The organism is Xenophilus sp. Marseille-Q4582 (genome assembly GCF_916700565.1).
GTDB lineage: Bacteria > Pseudomonadota > Gammaproteobacteria > Burkholderiales > Burkholderiaceae_C > Xenophilus.
Genome location: NZ_CAKAKO010000002.1, coordinates 778,258 through 794,727 on the forward strand (window position 1 = coordinate 778,258; position 16,470 = coordinate 794,727).

General features: G+C 60.3%; 12 protein-coding genes and 2 pseudogenes. 5 read left to right on the forward strand and 9 right to left on the reverse strand.

The genetic code is table 11. The features are described 5' to 3' along the window. Nucleotides 1-402: 402 nt before the first annotated feature. Complete coding sequence (locus LG388_RS08755) at nt 403-624, forward strand: hypothetical protein (protein WP_225782459.1); 222 nt, start codon at nt 403-405, stop codon at nt 622-624. A gap of 260 nt (nt 625-884) precedes the next feature. Continuing rightward, a complete protein-coding gene (locus tag LG388_RS08760; protein ID WP_225782460.1) occupies nt 885-1,043 on the forward strand; it encodes a DUF805 domain-containing protein in 159 nt (52 codons plus the stop codon). Nucleotides 1,044-1,084: 41 nt separating this feature from the next. Here LG388_RS08760 and istB read toward each other — a convergent pair whose 3' ends face one another. From istB to LG388_RS08775, 3 genes are all read right to left on the reverse strand, one after another. Further along, entirely contained in the window at nt 1,085-1,900 is an 816-nt protein-coding gene (gene istB, locus LG388_RS08765; protein ID WP_225782451.1) for an IS21-like element helper ATPase IstB, read from the reverse strand. Beyond that, nucleotides 1,893-3,419 (reverse strand): IS21 family transposase, encoded by a 1,527-nt coding sequence (gene istA, locus LG388_RS08770; protein ID WP_225782461.1) that lies wholly within the window; start codon nt 3,417-3,419, stop codon nt 1,893-1,895. The genes istB and istA overlap by 8 nt, the downstream gene beginning before the upstream one ends. 159 nt (nt 3,420-3,578) lie before the next feature. Beyond that, nucleotides 3,579-6,494 carry a Tn3-like element IS1071 family transposase gene (locus LG388_RS08775; protein WP_003049965.1) on the reverse strand — a complete coding sequence of 972 codons (2,916 nt, stop codon included), beginning with the start codon at nt 6,492-6,494 and terminating at the stop codon, nt 3,579-3,581. 145 nt (nt 6,495-6,639) lie between these two features. Here LG388_RS08775 and LG388_RS08780 point away from each other — a divergent pair. After that, nucleotides 6,640-7,086 (forward strand): annotated as a pseudogene (locus LG388_RS08780) (transposase); the annotation flags it as partial. A gap of 430 nt (nt 7,087-7,516) precedes the next feature. Here the strand turns inward: LG388_RS08780 and LG388_RS08785 are convergent. The 5 genes and pseudogenes from LG388_RS08785 to LG388_RS08805 form a co-directional block, all read right to left on the reverse strand. Then, on the reverse strand, nt 7,517-8,458 hold the full coding sequence (locus LG388_RS08785; RefSeq protein ID WP_225782462.1) for an alpha/beta hydrolase: 942 nt from the start codon (nt 8,456-8,458) through the stop codon (nt 7,517-7,519). A 22-nt stretch (nt 8,459-8,480) separates the two neighbouring features. Continuing rightward, complete coding sequence (locus LG388_RS08790) at nt 8,481-9,290, reverse strand: SDR family NAD(P)-dependent oxidoreductase (RefSeq protein ID WP_225782463.1); 810 nt, start codon at nt 9,288-9,290, stop codon at nt 8,481-8,483. A 13-nt stretch (nt 9,291-9,303) separates the two neighbouring features. Then, nucleotides 9,304-11,057, reverse strand: a pseudogene (locus LG388_RS08795) (FAD-dependent oxidoreductase). Between the two features lie 86 nt (nt 11,058-11,143). Then, nucleotides 11,144-12,190 (reverse strand): TRAP transporter substrate-binding protein, encoded by a 1,047-nt coding sequence (locus LG388_RS08800; protein WP_225782464.1) that lies wholly within the window; start codon nt 12,188-12,190, stop codon nt 11,144-11,146. A gap of 49 nt (nt 12,191-12,239) precedes the next feature. After that, nucleotides 12,240-13,835 carry an NAD(P)/FAD-dependent oxidoreductase gene (locus tag LG388_RS08805; RefSeq protein WP_225782465.1) on the reverse strand — a complete coding sequence of 532 codons (1,596 nt, stop codon included), beginning with the start codon at nt 13,833-13,835 and terminating at the stop codon, nt 12,240-12,242. 127 nt (nt 13,836-13,962) lie between these two features. On the opposite strand from LG388_RS08805, the gene LG388_RS08810 reads away from it, so the two are divergent. Both LG388_RS08810 and LG388_RS08815 read left to right on the forward strand, forming a co-directional pair. After that, nucleotides 13,963-14,700, forward strand: a complete 738-nt coding sequence (locus LG388_RS08810; RefSeq protein WP_225782466.1) for an SDR family NAD(P)-dependent oxidoreductase — start codon at nt 13,963-13,965, stop codon at nt 14,698-14,700. Nucleotides 14,701-14,734: 34 nt separating this feature from the next. Beyond that, nucleotides 14,735-15,184 carry a MarR family winged helix-turn-helix transcriptional regulator gene (locus LG388_RS08815; RefSeq protein WP_225782467.1) on the forward strand — a complete coding sequence of 150 codons (450 nt, stop codon included), beginning with the start codon at nt 14,735-14,737 and terminating at the stop codon, nt 15,182-15,184. A gap of 644 nt (nt 15,185-15,828) precedes the next feature. Here LG388_RS08815 and LG388_RS08820 read toward each other — a convergent pair. Further along, on the reverse strand, nt 15,829-16,320 hold the full coding sequence (locus tag LG388_RS08820; RefSeq protein WP_255632145.1) for a DUF4113 domain-containing protein: 492 nt from the start codon (nt 16,318-16,320) through the stop codon (nt 15,829-15,831). Nucleotides 16,321-16,470 lie beyond the last annotated feature (150 nt).

Here is a 16,470-nt window from a genome sequence, read left to right on the forward strand (position 1 = left end):
AGGGGATCGCGAGGTTCTCCAAAAACGCTGGTACCATCGCGGCTCGTTTCGCCCTCTGGGTGTTACTGCGGCTCCACGGACCGCCTATATACATATGCCTCGCATTTCGGTGCGATGACCGTCAAGCCGGGATTCATTGGCAAAGACATCGTGCTCTGCCTGCACCTGCAAAGGTGGTAAACGCTCTTCTTTTCATCGTCAGCGTGTCTTGTACATGCTGGCCCGGCCAAGACCGCCTTGAGTCGAATTTGATGCAGCTTCGGTTTGCATTGGGTTCTCCAACGCCGGCGGTCTAAGCTGTCTTGCATTGACCTTCTTGCGGTCGGTGCGTGTCGTCCTTTTGACGCTTTGGATTTCAGAGTTTCAAAAGGGCGGCATGCCCGATTCAGATAGGAGAACCCAATGCAAACCATCGCCAAAGACATTCAAGATCCTCTGGCACCGAACGTCCTCGCGGCGGCCGGTGTTCCGATTGAAGATGCAAGCTGGTTCAACATGATGCCGAGCACCCGCGACCGCATCGTGGCCTTGCGCACACCGCGCGGAGAAGCGATTCTCAGCAAGGTGCGCAGCTTGATGGTCTCGTCTGGTCTCGCCACCGGCATGCAAATGCAGGCGGCGTGAAGCAGGATCACAGTCCAGGTACAAAAGCCCGCCAGTCCCAGATTGGCGGGCTTTTTCTTTGGCTGACGAGCGAAGACAGGCCGATGCAAACCGGGTTTGCAATTGGCGTCTTCATGCGACTTGGTGGCCACTCAATGTGCATCCGAAGTCCACCCCCCATGAATATGCGAGGTGACAAGTTCGGTTGATGTGCGGTGGTAAAAATGGACAACGGTAGGTGGGTGATACCCGCGGATGGCAAATACGATTAGGAGAAGAGCGTGAATTGGTTTCTGGAGTGTTTCCGAAAATATGGTGATTTCACAGGCAGGGCGTCGCGCCCTGAATACTGGTGGTTCCTGGTGGTTCACCTGAGCTTGTCAGTCGTGCTGCTGGCGGCTGATCTGTTTGTTGATTCATCAGCACAACTGAGCCAGTGATCACGTTGAATATTGAGCCACTGGGTTGATGGATTCTTTGACTATTCGGTTGTGGATAAGTCTATCGGGTCTGCTGTTTTTCGATCTCCTTTCTGGCTCTTTGGGCGTTGCTTTGGGGGAGCCGCGCCAGCGGCACTGGAGTGCTTGAATCGCCAGCTCTCGTTGCCCGTCTCGACGATGTGGCAATGGTGCGTGAGCCGGTCAAGCAAGGCCGTGGTCATCTTGGCGTCTCCAAAGACGCTGCTCCACTCCGAGAAGGTGAGGTTGGTGGTGATCACCACGCTCGTTCGCTCATAGAGTTTGGAGAGCAGGTGGAACAGCATCGCGCCGCCCGACTGCGTGAATGGCAGGTAGCCCAGTTCATCCAGGATCACCAGATCGACGTACATCAGGCGGTGCGCCATTTGCCCGGCCTTGTTCTGCGCCTTCTCCAGCTCCAGGGCGTTGACCAGCTCCACCGTTGAGAAGAAGCGCACCCGCTTGCCATGCATGCGAATGGCCTCGATCCCCAGGCTCGTGGCCAGGTGGGTTTTACCCGTGCCGGGGCCACCAACCAGCACCACGTTGTGCGCCGACTCCACGAAGCGAAGGGTGTGCAACTGGCGCACCAGTGCTTCGTCGAGCTGCGCGTGGGCGAAGTCAAAGCCGGCGAGGTCACGGTGCGAAGGGAAGCGCGCCACGCGCATCTGGTAAGCCATGGAACGCACCTCACGCTGAGCGGTCTCGGCCTTGATGAGCTGGTGCAGCACGGCCTCATGATCCAGCGACTTCATGCGGGCGGTGCCCAGTACCTCCGGCCAGGCACTGGCCATGCCGTGCAGGCCCAGCGCTTTGAGGGCATCAATGACGTCATGCATGGTCGGACTCCGGTGATGCCTCATGAGGCTGGACGTTGCGCAGTGCGTCGTAGCGCTGCAGGTTGGCCAGTGGCGGCGTGTTGAGCTTGAGCATCGTGGCCACCGGTGGCTCGGGCACGCGCTGCTCCTTCAGACGCGAGAGCACGTTGAGCACGTGCTCGGCACTCACCCGCCCGGACTGCAGCGCCAGCTCTACCGCCACCACCACGGCCTCCAGTCCATGCAGGCTCACCCCCATGAGCACCTGCGCCATCACCCTGTCGCCACCGCTGTGGCGCAGCAACTGGCGCTGCATTTCCTGCAGTGGCTCGGGCATGGTCTTGAAGGGCGCGCCGTTGCGCAGCGCGCCGGGCTTTCGCTCGATGAGCGCGATGTAATGCATCCAGTCGTAGAGCGTCTGATCACGTTCGAAGCTGCGCGCCAGGCGCACCTGTCGCCCATCGGGCCCGACCACCAGCAGGCCATCCGCGTAGGCCCGCAGACTGACCACCGCATGAATCCATTCACACGGCACGCTGTAGCGGTTGCGCTGGAAGTGGATCAGTGCGGTCGCAGAGACCCGTACCGGCTGCTCCACGTAGCCATCAAACGCACGGGGGTTGGGCATGAGACGAGCACGTTCGTCCTGCCAGACATCGGCCACCGTGAGCTGAGTCCATTCCGGGTGACTCATCTCAGCCCAGGCCTTCACGCAGGCCTGCTGCAACCAGTCGTTGAGTTCACCAAGCGTCCCCCAGCGCCGCTCGCTGGCCTCACGCCAGATGTCCTTGCGCCGATCCTGAACGTTCTTCTCCACGACCCCCTTCTCCCAGCCGGCGGCCCGGTTGCAGAACTCCGGCTCGAACAGGTAGTGCCCGGTCATCGCCTCGAAGCGTGCATTGACGCTGCGCTGTTTGCCATGGCCGACCTTGTCCACAGCGGTCTTCATGTTGTCGTAGATGCCCCGCCGGGGCACGCCACCGAAGAGGGCGAACGCCCGTGCGTGCGCATCGAACAGCATCTCGTGCGCTTGGCTGTAGTACGCCACCAGGCAGAAGGCGCGACTGGCCGCCAGCTTGGTGTGTGCCACTTCCAGGCGGCGGCGCAGCCCGCCGATGAACAGGTACTCGCAGCTCCAGTCGAACTGGAACGCCTCGCCCAACTCGAAGCTCAGCGGCACGAACCCCGCACCACGCGCAGCGTTGCCTTGCTCTTGCTGCCAGCGCTGGGCAAAGGCGTAGACCGGCCCTCGGCTGCCGCTGTAGCCCTGCGCGCGCAGCGCCTCAAACATGGCCTTGATCCCGCGTCGATCGCGTTTGCTGCGATGGCTATCGGCCTTGAGCCATTGGCTCAACTGCTCCTTGTACGGATCCAGGATGCTGGGGCCCGACACCCGCTGCGGGTATCGGGGTTCGGCCATCTGCCCGTCTTTGAGCCACTTGGTGGCTGTGTTGCGCGAGATGCCCAGGCGCCGGCTGGCCTCGCGCACCGACACGTCCTGCCTCAGCACGAGGCGGCGTAACTTGCTCAATGTGCTCACGTTGATCACTCCTGCTCCCCCGTGCTGAAAAATTCAGCAGGATAGAGCGGCAACGTGGCTCAAATTTCAACGTGAATGCGTCCCGAAATGGCCCAGCTTTGGAAATGAATCAACATCACTTTCAAATCTGCGATTCGTGGCGTCAAACCGTGGTCGGTTTCATCCATTGGTGCCAGTTATCGATGCATTTGGCCGCGAAGGCAGGATTTGGTCAGCATAGCGGTCAACCGGGAAGCGAAACACACCCCGCAAGTTGATGCTCTCCAGCCTGGTGGGCGCAATCTTCCCGATCAGTTCCGGTGGAATGACCTGGCGGCGGTTCGACCAGCGATCCAGGACCGCCTGCATCTGTGAGGTATTCCACGCCATCACGATGTTGGCCATCAGGCTCAACGCATCGGCCACAGCCTGCATTTCATCGACACGTTTGGCCTGCGCCGGGCTGATCCGGCCGGTATAAATGGCGCGCTTGAGGGCGTTAACAGCCTCGCCCCGATTGAGCACCCGGCGCAACTCGTTCCTGAAAGCGTCCTTGACAAAGTAGTCAGCCAAAAACGCCGTACGCAGCAACCGCCCCAATTGCACGCCAGCCTCATAGATTGGATCGCCCTGGGCGGCAGAACCGAACCGCGCAAGAGCTGCCACCGCACTGGCATGTCCGCTCATGACCGAGGCTGCCAGGTGCACCAGACTATCCCAATGCTTTTCGATCAAAGCGACGTCGACATTGGCTTCGCACACCGCAGCGATTTCTGCGGGCACTTTGGTGCCGCGTGGCACAAAGAGGTGGCGCTGTTTGAGTTCCTTCAACCGCGGGCAAAGATCAAAACCAAGCAAACGGGCATGTGACATGGCAAAGTCGGTGTAGCCATGGGTATCCACAGCAAGCTGGCTGGTCTCCAGCTTTTCTTGGCGGATGACACCTTCAATGGCCACGCCCGCCTGGCGCTCATTGAGCACAAAGGGCTGCGCATGGAAGATGCCCCACCGGTCTTTTACATGGGAGTAGATTCCAATGGAAGGTGTGTTGCGCCGAGGATCAAGCCGGGCTTGCCACACCCGTTTGGTGGTCTCCATGCTCATCATGTCAGAAGATGCCAAATCGGACCGCCCCCAGGTGGCGGCAATCGGGTGTCGCTGCATGAATTCCAGCACAGCCTGGCAGGCCTGGCTCAGACGCCGTTCGTCCCGCGCCCAGCGCATGGCCTGGCGAATGCTGGTGGCAGACAATTGCGGAATCATGCGCGCGCATTCGACCGCAGTCAGACTGGTGCCGTGGGCCATGATGCCGGCATAGACCATCAGCAGCTCGTCGGTAGAGCGCGGCTCACGTCCGAGCATGATCCAGCTAAAGCGCACCTGGGCGTCAACGGCCAGAATCACTTCCGGCAATTGAACCTCACCGATGCGGTGATCCAAAGCCGCGCGCAGCTTGGTCACTTCTGGGTCTTCGTCCTCTGCGGGCAATGGCGACAAATGGAGTTCATCATCCACGCGCAGTACGCCACTGCGGGCTGCAGCGGCCACCGCATCGACACCGGCAGTTACTCTGGCCAGCAAAGGCTTCAAGAAAGTGGCAGCCTTGCTGGGTAACGATAGACGGGCATAGTGTTTCTTGGACTCTGCCTGCCAACGCTCGTCCGTGAAGAACAAGCGCGCACGACCCCGAAAGCTCAGGCTGTGCTCAATCCAGACCGAGCCATTGCGCACCGCGCGGCGCAGGGCAAACAGGGTGGCCACCTCCAACGCCTGAAACGCCCGTTCCCGGTCTGGGCTGGAGATCGAAACCTGCCAGATCATTCCCAGACTTGGTGCCACCACTTCAACTGGCAGCTTTCTGGATCCTTTGAGATATAAAGCTTGCAGCTTGGCAAGGTACTCGATGGCAGGATGCTCGCCGGTGGCCTGCCAGGGCAGCTTTGCAATGGCGACGAGCAACGACCGCACGGGGCGAATTCCATCAATCAATCCCTCGCGGACCAGGGAGGCCCTGCTCGGTGGTTTGCGTTTCTGGGTTTCGGTGATCAAGGCTTCAAGACGGGCACGCAACTCAGCATCTGGCACCGCACCTTGCGCGCTCAAGGCAACAAGTTCGCCGAGCAGCGTTTTGTACATTGCGGCCCAATTGACGGTAGCGGGGACATCGGCGGCAGCCTGACGCCACAGATCGGCGATCCGGCGCTGCACCATAAGGATCAACTGGTCTGTGGTGGTGAACAGGCAATACCGAAGAAAGCATGCGACCTCCACGGTGCGCGCTGGCTCTTTGATCTTGGCTCCGGCTGAGGGCGGCCTGGAGACAAGTCGGCGCGCGTAGCGGCGCAAGATGAGATCGGGGATGTCTGCCAGGTGCTTATGAACGTCCAGCGTGTAAAGCAGGTCGATGCGCTCCAGTACCTCGCTGATTTGGCGGGTTGAGTGTTTCGCCGGTGCAGCCCATAGCCAACTCTGCTGGGTTTGTCCATCTGGGCGCAGCTCTGAAACTGAGGCTCGCCAGCGATCAAGTGTTGCTGGATCAACGCTGGCGGCGATGGCGGTGCCTGTTTCAACTTCAAGCTGGGCAAGTGCCGCCGCAATCAGTGTCCGAATTGCCCGCTCGTGCACGATCACCAGCTTGTTCTTGTACAGCCATTGACGCGCCCGCACGAGTAGCTGATCGCGGTCGGCGCAGCGCGCCACTTCGTCGCGCAGTTCACGTACCAGTGAGCGGCGCTGGTGCTCGCTCATCCACTGGAATCCAAGGACCGTGCAGGCTACTTGTTGGTGATCGAATAGCGTGCGCCCGCGTTCATACATGGCTCTCAGCGAGGCGACTTCTGGTGCTGCAATGCCAAGCTCGTTGCCAAGGTGGCGCCACAAGGCTACTGGAATTACCCGAAAGGCACCGAGCAAACGCCCACTCATGCGCAGGAAACCAATATGGAGCGCCAGACCAAGCTTGTGGGAATCACCTCGGCGTGCATTGATTGCGTCGCGCTCGGCACCATCGAAGGTGAAAAATGCCTTCATCTCGAAGTCGCTGATATCGCGGGGGAGCCCACGCATCCCCAAAAACGTTGTGTGCCAACCCTGCATCGTGAACCTCAAAAGTGGGAGGCCACCATACCCGTTTACAAAGCGAACAGGAAAGTCAATGAAATCAACGGTCTACCCAGACCACCCCCGCGCCAGTGCTAGCTTTGCGTACCGTCACTTATTGCACTGAAAACGAGGAGACCCCGTCGTGGGTTGGGCCATGGGCGAGCGCATGACTGCAGACCTCGTGCTCGCAGCGTTGAACATGGCGCTGGAGCAGCGCAAAGCCAAGGGCGTCATTCACCACTCGGACCAAGGAAGCCAGTACACCAGCCTGGCCTTTGGTGAACGGTGCAGACAGATGAGCGTGCGCCCTTCGATGGGAACGGTAGGGGATGCCTACGACAACGCCATGGCTGAGAGCTTCTTCGCCAGCCTGGAGGGCGAGCTCATCGAGCGCAACAGCTTCCAGAGCAAGGCGCAGGCCCGCATGGCGGTCTTCACCTGGATTGAAGGCTGGTACAACCCCCGGCGCCGTCACAGCGGCCTGGGCTACCTCTCACCCCTGAACTTTGAAAGGAACAACGAAGCCCTGTTTGATGTTGTCGAAGATGCCGTCGTGCATATCGAGACAACACCCGAAACGGTTTGAGAATCAAACCAATACCCGTCCACGAAAGTGGGTCAACTCCACACTTGGTGATCGTGAGATTCCACTGGCAGCTTTAAGGTGTAGAGCTGACCTTCTCGAAAGTCCTAGTGCAATGACTGCTTTCGGTAGCAGCGGTCATTGGTACTTCAGAGGTGAACGACGGCAGCCAGCCTCAAGCGGGTGCTCACCGGTGACCGGCAAGTTTACTGCGGGTGTTGTCGGCGAAGAGCTCACCGCGACCTCACAGTATGTGGCCAGCAGCTGTTATTCGAGAGGCAACGATCCTCGAGGACCCGGCGGCCGGCTTCAGGTGCACAGCCGACGTCGGTTCAACTCCATCCCTATGCTTAGGGCAATTCCCGTTCGCTCACGAAACTACTTGAGTTCTACGCTGCGGGATGTCAACGCGTGGCTATTGGGAGAATGAACTTCAAGTGCTGCTATCGGTCAGTGACTGTTTCACTGCCGCAAGGATGCGATCAAACGCCTGGGATGCGCTCGGCGCATAGTTGATCATCGACAGGAATCCATGCAACAGGCCATCGCAACGGACGATGTCCGCGTACACCCCGGACTCAAGCAGACGCCGTCCGTAAGCCTCACCCTCGTCGCGCAGCGGATCACAGCCAGCAGACAAAATCAATGCTGCAGGCGAGCCCGCCAGATCAGGTGTGGCCAGTGGTGACGCCAACGGGTCATCGCGCTTGGCGGGATCTGGCAAGTACTGATCCCAAAACCACATCATGTCGCGACGCGTCAGCAGGTGGTCCTCGGCAAACGATTCATAGCTTTCGGTACTGAAGTCATGCGCCGTCACTGGGTAGGCCAAGATCTGAAGATCGACGGGCCGGGCAGCAACGGTCCCGTTGTGTAGTCGCGCTGCCACGGTGGCCAGGTTGCCGCCCGCGCTGTCTCCCATGACGATGAGGCGCTCGAAGCTTGAACCGAGCCTTGCATCTGCGTGCTCGGCACTCCACTTCAAAGCCGATATGGCATCTTCCAGGGGAAGCGGAAAGGGATGCTCAGGAGCCAACCGATAGTCCACAGACAGTACAGCACAGCCGGTGCGCACCGCCAACGTGGCCGTCAAAGGGTGGTAGGCCGCGACGGAGCCGATGACCCATCCGCCCCCGTGAAAGTAGACGATCAATCCGCGCGGCTGTTTCTGTGGCACGTACAGACGCACCGGAAGCGCGTGTCCATCGGAAGAGGTGATGCTGAAATCTTCTACCCGAGCCACATCAGGCGCTGCACCAAACAGCAGGTCCATCAGCATGGGACCTTCGCGAGCTTGTGCAGGCGTGCTTTGCCAGAAAGGCGTGCGCTTGGCGTCCTTGACCTTTTGCAGCAAGGCGGTGATTTCTGCGTCCATGTACTTTGTCCTTCTATGAAATTTAATGGGACTCGCGTTTGTCGGCGACACGCCCCAGTCGCGCTGGAGGCGCGCCAAAGGCCTGCCAGCCTCCGTCCACAGGTAGGGTCACACCCGTGATGTAACTGGCGCTCGGTGAGGCGAGGAAGGCGATGGCTTCGGCGATCTCCTCGGGTCGTGCGAAGCGCGCCATCGGCGTGCGGTCTTCAATGTCTGATGGGTTGAGCGCGCCGCGCGCAATCAGATCTCGCACAAGATCGGTCATCACGTAGCCCGGCGCCACCGCATTGACGCGGATGCCATCACGCGCCCATTCGCTGGCCATCGCCTCGGTCATGGCGACAATGCCGGCCTTTGCGGCCCCATAGGCGTTTCGGCCAGGGTGCCCAGCCAGGCCGGCAATGGAGCCCAAGTTCACGATGGCGCCAGATTGCTGCGCCACGAAATGGCGCGCTGCCTCACGGCTGGCCAGAAAAGTGCCGCGCAGGTGCACCGCGAGAATGCGGTCGAAGCCCTCCACGGTCTGCTCCAGGGTCATCACGGACTGCTCGCCGATCCCGGCGTTGTTGACCAGGACATCCAGTCGGCCAAAACGCTGAAGCACAGCGTCGAACAGGCCCACGACATCGGACTCATTCGTCACATCGCAGGCAACCCCAAGATGGCGCTGCCCGAGTTCGGCGGCGCGTGCGAACGCTGCGGCGGGACGCACATCAGCGATCACCACGTGCTCGAAGTCGCGCGCGAGCCTCTGCGCTGTGGCCAGTCCAATTCCGTCTCCCGCGCCCGTCACCACGGCCACTCGCGCCGTATCAGGTTGATCGGTGTTCATTCTTTGTCCTTTCTCATTCATGGGCTGGAACCGCCCCGCGATACATCGTTGAAGCGGACGCCAGCGATTCCGAACGGGTTTGCGCTCGCGCCACCTGCGCGATGTGCTGGCCGGTCATCCAGCCAAAAGTCATGGCCGGCCCGAGGGTGATGCCAGCAGCCGGGTAGTGGCCGCCCATGACGCTGACCCGGTCATTGCCCACCGCGTAAAGCCCCGGGATCACCGCGCCATCATCTGTGCGCACCGCGCCCCATGGCGTGGTCTCCAGTCCTTCAAAGGTGCCCAGGTCGCCCACGTGCAACTGCACCGCATAGAACGGCGCTTGCAAGATGGGCGCAACGCAAGGATTGGGGCGGTTTTCGGGATCAGCCAGGTAGCGGTTGAACGCCGAATGGCCACGACCGAAACGGCTGTCCTGACCTTGCGCCGCATCTGCATTGAACTCGGCGACCGTGCGCTGCAGTGCGTCGGGATCGATGCCTGTCTTTTGCGCGAGTTGCACCAGCGTGCTGCCTTCGATCAAGTAGCCGTTGCGCAGGTAAGTTCCGATGGGCACCGGCGCGGGCTTGACCACGCCCAGCCCGTACTTGCGCAGCGCGCGTCGATCGCAAAGCAGCCATATCGAGGTGTCCGGGGAGGAGGAGCCGTCTCGGATCATGGCAGCGCCCACGTCGTGGTAAGAGTCAGACTCGTTGCAGAAGCGGCGTCCGGCACGGTTGACCCCGATCACGCCAGGTTTGTACCGGTCGAGCAGGTGGGGGAACAGGCCATAGCTTCCGTTTGAGAATGGCACTCGCGACACGGGCATCCAGGCCGCGGCGTGCGGCAGACCGGTCTGGCATGCGCCGCCCACCTGCTCTGCCAGGCGGATGCCATCGCCCGTGTTTTCCTCCGGTGTTGGCGACATGTGCTGGGCGCCCCGCCGCATGTGCGGATAGGCCTGCTTCATGCGCGCTGGATCGTGCGGGAACCCACCGCAGGCAAGGACCACACCACGTCTAGCGTTCACACGCACGACCGTGCCCTCCCGCTCGATGCCCGCTCCGACGACACTGCCCGCCTGCACAAGCAAGTGCTTGATGGGGGCGGACGTCCAGATAGGCACGCCCGCATCCAGCGCCGCTCGGGCCAGTCGTGCTGCAAGGGCATTGCCGCTGGTGGACTGGACGGCACGGCGGTAGCGAAGCAAGTCCCACAGGTGCGCGACCAGACGACGCACCACATAGGTGAATGAACGCAGCGAGCGGGTGGCGTTGAAGAAGTGCTTGAGGTCCGCGTTCGAGGAGTTGAACATCATGCCCATGAAGGTGATTGTCTTGAGCGCGGCGGGCGCAATCGAGCCATGTCATCACCGAGTGCCCGGATGTCGAACGGCTGAGCCAGGATGGAACGCCCCACGACGGCGCCGCCCGGTTGATCCGGGTGGTAGTCCGGGTACTGCGTGGGCACAAAACGAACGCAGGTCTCACGCTCGAACCACTCCACCATGTGTGGCGCGTTCTTCAGGAATTGCTCGACCGACTCGGAATCGAGTGTTTCACCCGCTTCAGCGTTGAGGTAGCGCCTCGCCATGACACGGGCTTCTTCACCCTTCTGTGGGTCCCAGCGGTTGCCAGGAATCCAGAGAACCCCACCGCTGAGTGCGGTCGTGCCACCGAACAGATCCGCCTTTTCAACGACCAGCACATCCAACCCGGCCTTTGCCATGACAATCGCCGCCGACAAGCCCCCTGCGCCTGAGCCGGCGACCAGCACATCACATTCCATGTGTTCCAAAAAACTGCTCCTGAGATGGTGGGGCTCGGCGCGCCTGATCGGCACAGGGCGCCGGCCATGTGGCTATCTGCTGGTCGTCAAGCCTTGGGGCGATAGCGCTCGACAAGTTCGCGCCCAGCGGCGAGCAGCTTGGCACCATCGAATCCCTTGGCATTCATCTCCTTCACCCACTCTTCCACGATAGGGTTGGTGATGAGGCGCCTGAATTCCTCGGCCTCTGCTTTGCCCATCACATGGACGGTGTGGCCACGCGCCACCGTGGCTTGGCGGACCACTTGGCCCTGGACCTCAGCCTCACGACCGTACATGGCCGACACGTCCGCGCCACTGTTCTGATCTATGACCTTTTTCAAGTCTGCAGGTAGACTGTCATAGCTGGCCTTGTTCATGGCCAAGAACTGGATGCTGTTGTTGAAGCCCTGCATGCCCTTGGGGAATTCGGTATGGAACTTCGTAAGCTCGTCGAGTTTGCCCGCCGGTACGGTGTCCCAGGGCATGATGGCGCCCTCAATCACGCCTTTAGACAGGGCATTCGGAACCTCCGATAGCGGCAAGGCTACCGGGATCGCACCAACAGCCGAGAGGATCTGGGTATTCTTGCGGGTCGAGCCCCTGACCTTGAGCCCGCGCATGTCGCTGGCCTTGGTGACAAGCTTGCTCTTCATGTGCAAGATGTTCAGCCCATGGGTGTGACAAGCAAGCAGCTTGACCTCGCGAAATTCGTCAGGAGCGTAGTTGGCGATGTAATCCCAGGCCGCGCGTGAGGACCCTTCAGCGTCGTAGGTGAAGAAGGGCAGTTCAAAGACTTCTGAGCGCGGAAATCGGCCCGGGGTGTAGCCCGCCAAGGACCAAACGACATCGACGACACCATCACGAGCCTGATCGTAGAGCTGAGCGGGAGCACCACCCATTTGCATAGACGGGAATGCTTGAAACTTGAGACGTCCTCCCGATTCCTGTTCGATCTTCGCCATCCAGGGGGTGATCAAGCGGCTGTACGCGGTGGACATAGCGGGGACGAAAGTGTGGAAACGCAGTGTGGTGACACTCTGTGCCCTGGCGTTGGTGACGATAGCGGGGGCCGCCAGTACGGCGGCGGATTTGATGAGGGTTCGGCGGTCCATGGGTATGTCTCCTTTGAATTGATGAAATGGTACCCTGAGCCGGCAGGCTTCAGGCGAGTTCGAATCCCTGATAGTTGTTCGATGCAACTTCCTCAATGAGCGCTCGGTAGAGCGGTACACCCGACACGAATGCCATGAAGACGCGCGGCTTGCCCTCGATGTTGGAACCCATGTACCAGCTCTTGGCCTTGGGGTAGAGGGTCTTGTTGGCCTCTTCGACACAACGATGTACCCAGCCGTCTTCGGCCTCCTGCAGGGCCGCGATGCGACGCACTTGTCTGGTCTGCGCGGTGCGCAGCAGGCGCATGATCCAGTCCACGTGGGTCTCGATCGAGTGCACCACGTTGCTCAAAGCCGAGGGGCTTCCAGGCCCCGCAATCACAAACAGGTTGGGGAATCCAGCAATGCTGATACCCAGATACGAAGTTGGGCCGTCCTTCCACTTGTCGCGCAGGGAAATGCCTCGTTCGCCGCGTATGTCGATGGACTTGAGCGCGCCGGTCATGGCGTCGAAGCCGGTGGCAAACACAATCGCATCGCATGCAAACTCGCGCGTCTGGGTGCGGATGCCGCTGGGCGTTGCTTCGACGATGGGGTCGATCGCGACATCAACGATGTCGACGTGGTTCTGGTTGAACGTGTCGTAGTAGTTCGAGTCCACGCACAATCGCTTGGCGCCGAAGGGCAGATCACCCTTGGGAGAAAGAATTTCGGCTTTCCGAGGATCTTTGACGACAGCGCGGATCTTGTTTCGCGCGAACTCGGCCACCAGGTGATTGGTCTGCGGATTCGACATCAGGTCGGCAAAGGCGCGGAGCATGCGAAACCCGCCACCGGCGCCTTTCCAGCGGTACTCAAGTTCCGCGATGCGCTCATCCTCTGTCATCTCGGCCGCCGTCTTGGTGTTGGCGTTGAGGAACACTCCCGTGATGGCTTCGCGCCCCATGGCGCGACGCTCCGGGTAACGGGCCTTGGCGGCCTTCAGCGATTCGGGTGTGAAGGGCACGTTGTGCGCGGGCACACTGAAGTTGGCAGTTCGTTGCAGCACGGTCAGTTGGCTAGCCTGGGCCGCAATGATCGGCGTCATCTGCACACCACTGGAGCCGGTACCTATGAGCACGACGCGCTGTCCGGTGAAGTCGACACCTTCCATGGGCCAGCGCGCGCTGTGGTACCACTGGCCCTTAAAGTCATCCAATCCATGAAGGTCGGGTTTTTGCGGAACAGACAATTGCCCTGTCGCCATCACCAGAAATTTGGCCTCTAAGTGTTCGCCGTCTTCACTTCGAACCGACCAGAGCGCGCGATCCTCATCGAAGTGAGCAGAAGCCACCCGCGTGTTGAGCTGAATGTCTCGACGCAGGTCGAATCGGTCGACCACATGGTTGATGTAGCTCAGGATCTCACTCTGGGTTGCGTAGCGTTCAGTCCATTCCCATTCCTCTTCCAGCTCGCGGCAAAATGAGTAGGAGTAGTCCAGGCTTTCAACGTCGCATCGCGCACCTGGGTAACGGTTCCAGAACCAGGTCCCACCCACGCCTTCACCAGCTTCGAGCACGCGCACCGTCATGCCTGCTTCGCGCGCTTTGTACAGTTGGTAGATACCGGCAAATCCGGCACCCACCACCAACATATCCAGTTGCATCTTGTCTCCTTCATCGACTTGAGTCACACGTCGTAACGATACTTCGATTAGGTTGTTGAATCAACCTAATCGAAGTATCTCGCAATTTAGGTTGGCATGTCAACATGCTATCTTCACAATCCGACGAATGGAAACACATGAATTTCAAGACAGGCACGTGCTTGTGACGGGTGGTGCCGGGGGCATTGGCAGCGCGTGTGCGCGCCACTTCCTGGAGCGAGGCGCTAAGGTGACGTTGGTGGATGTGGATGCCCAACGGTTGCAGCAGACCCGTATAGCCTTGGGTTTTCCTGAACGAACCGGCACTCAGGTTTCTTACTTGTCTAACGCCCATGAATGCGCGCTGGCCGCGCAAGCGGCTGGAGAGCCGCTTTATGCGTTGGTGCATATGGCCGGGTTGTTCGAACAGGATCCACTCGACGCAGAAGACCGGTCGGTCTGGGATCGGGCCATCGCCAGCAACCTCACGACAGCCTATGAGGCGGTGTTGGCATTTCGCGAAGTTCGCGATCCTGGAGAGACGACCCGTGTGGTGTTGTGCACGTCTCGCGCGTTCCAGCGTGGCACGCCTGGGCGCGCGGCTTATGCCGCAGCCAAGGGCGGCATCGTAGGCCTGGTGCGGTCTTTCTCGCGCGATCTGGCACCTAGGACGCTGGTCAATGCCGTTTCACCCGGACTGATCCGAACCAGAATGACATCCGATCTGGTTGCGGCCATGGGACCGGAACGCTTGGCCGAGATACCACTTGGGCGCTTCGGCGAGCCAGAGGATGTGGCGGGCGTTGTCGGCTTCCTGTGTGGTGGCGCAGCTTCCTACGTCACAGGGCAGGTCATCACGGTTGATGGAGGTGTCATCAATGGCTAGATTTCGCGAATCGACAGACCGCTCAGAGACCACGATGCAACTCGAACTGGAAAGGTACGTACCCGGCTTGCTGCTGTGGCTCTCCAACAAGGTGTCCAGCAGCGCATCCCTTCTCTACAACGAGAAATTCGGCGTAGGGGTAACGGAATGGCGCGTACTTGCCTATTTCAATATCTATCCTTGGTCCACAGCATCCAAGGCCTCTGAGCTCATGGGTCTCGACAAGGGAGCAGTGAGCCGGGCAATCGCCACGCTTGTGGGCAACGGATGGCTGGATTCGAGGCCGCAGGGGTTGCGCAAGATCGAGTACCAAGTGACCGGTGAAGGCAGCAAATGGCACAACGCCATTTACCGATACGCTATGGCTCGCGAAGAAGCACTACTTAAAGGCATCAGCGCGACCGAGCGAGAAATGCTGATTGACCTGCTCAAGCGCATGCTCGGCAACCTTGACGCCGTACAGCAAGTTGGTCGTGAAAAGTGAGATGCATGCGTCCATGTTGCCGTCACAGACTTCAATAGGTTGAAAGATCACCAGATCTCGGAATGCGTGTCAGATTTGGATACAGGCCGGACTGGCATTGACGGGGTCGTATGGTGGAGTGAACTTCAGTTGAATGTCTGCTGTCAGGGGCGAGCTGTGCAACATCTGTTCGGGATTGGCTGTTCCAGTTCGGCCGATCGACCTGTGAATGTGACGATCGAGCCATCGGCAAGCGCCGCAACGCCCGGTGAGTTCACTTTGGAGAACTGGCAGCTTCGAGCAGCCGGCGGTCTACGGCGGCTGCACTCTGTAACTCCAGCTTCCCCGATTCCTCAGAGGTTACGCCCCTGATCTGTCGTGACTGGACTGGCCGGATTGAGGTATTGACCCGGATGTCATCTCAGGGTCGGGCACAGCCGCTAACCTCGGACGCGAGGGGTCATTCTCGAAGCGCGACCAGGCCGGCATGTGTTGAGAGGCTGGTGACGGAGGTGCAGCGGTCGTTCGACCCTTCCATCCTGGAAGGACTGGTGACCTCGGCTACCGACATTCAAGCGTGCCAGGTCACCGACAGCAAGCAGCCTGAAGCCGCTGGCGAGCGCAAAGTACCAGGTTCATGCCCTGGGTGGGTCTGACCAGTCGTTTCACGCCCGCACCATCGGCACATCCTCCAGCCGCGTCGTGTACTGCGGCGTGCGCCGCTCCTGCTTCATGCCCCACACCCGCTGTGGCCCTGCCTTTCCCGTGGCCGCCGGATGCACCGTGCCCTTGCCATAGCGCCCGTTGATGGCGTCCATGGCTACCATCAGCCGGGAGCGGTCTCGCGGGACTTCAAGGGTCTCTTCTGGCTCCAGGTCCAGTTCCCGCTGCAGAAGGCTTGCCGGCTGTAGGTCCACCAAGATCACGCCGGCTTTGATGAAGCGGAAGCCCGGCACATACATGTAGCGCATGCCGTCCGCCGCCGCATTGGCGAGTGCCAGCGTGTCGTCGGTCGGTCTTCGCAGGGGCACCACCACGCTGCGCGAGCATTGCGCCCCCGGCCGGTACGGCGAGGTGTGCATGAATACCAGCAGCTCGGTGGCAAGGCAGTTCTGTTTCCTCAGCTTCTCGGCGGCGCGGCCCGCGAATTCGCTCACCGCCTCCACCAGCGGCGTAAGCGGGGTCTCCTCGTTTTCAGTGCAATAAGTGACGGTACGAAAAGCTAGCACTGGCGCGGAGGTGGTGTTGGTAGATCGTTGATTTCATTGACTTTCCTGTTCACTTTCAAATCTGCGATTCGTGGCGTC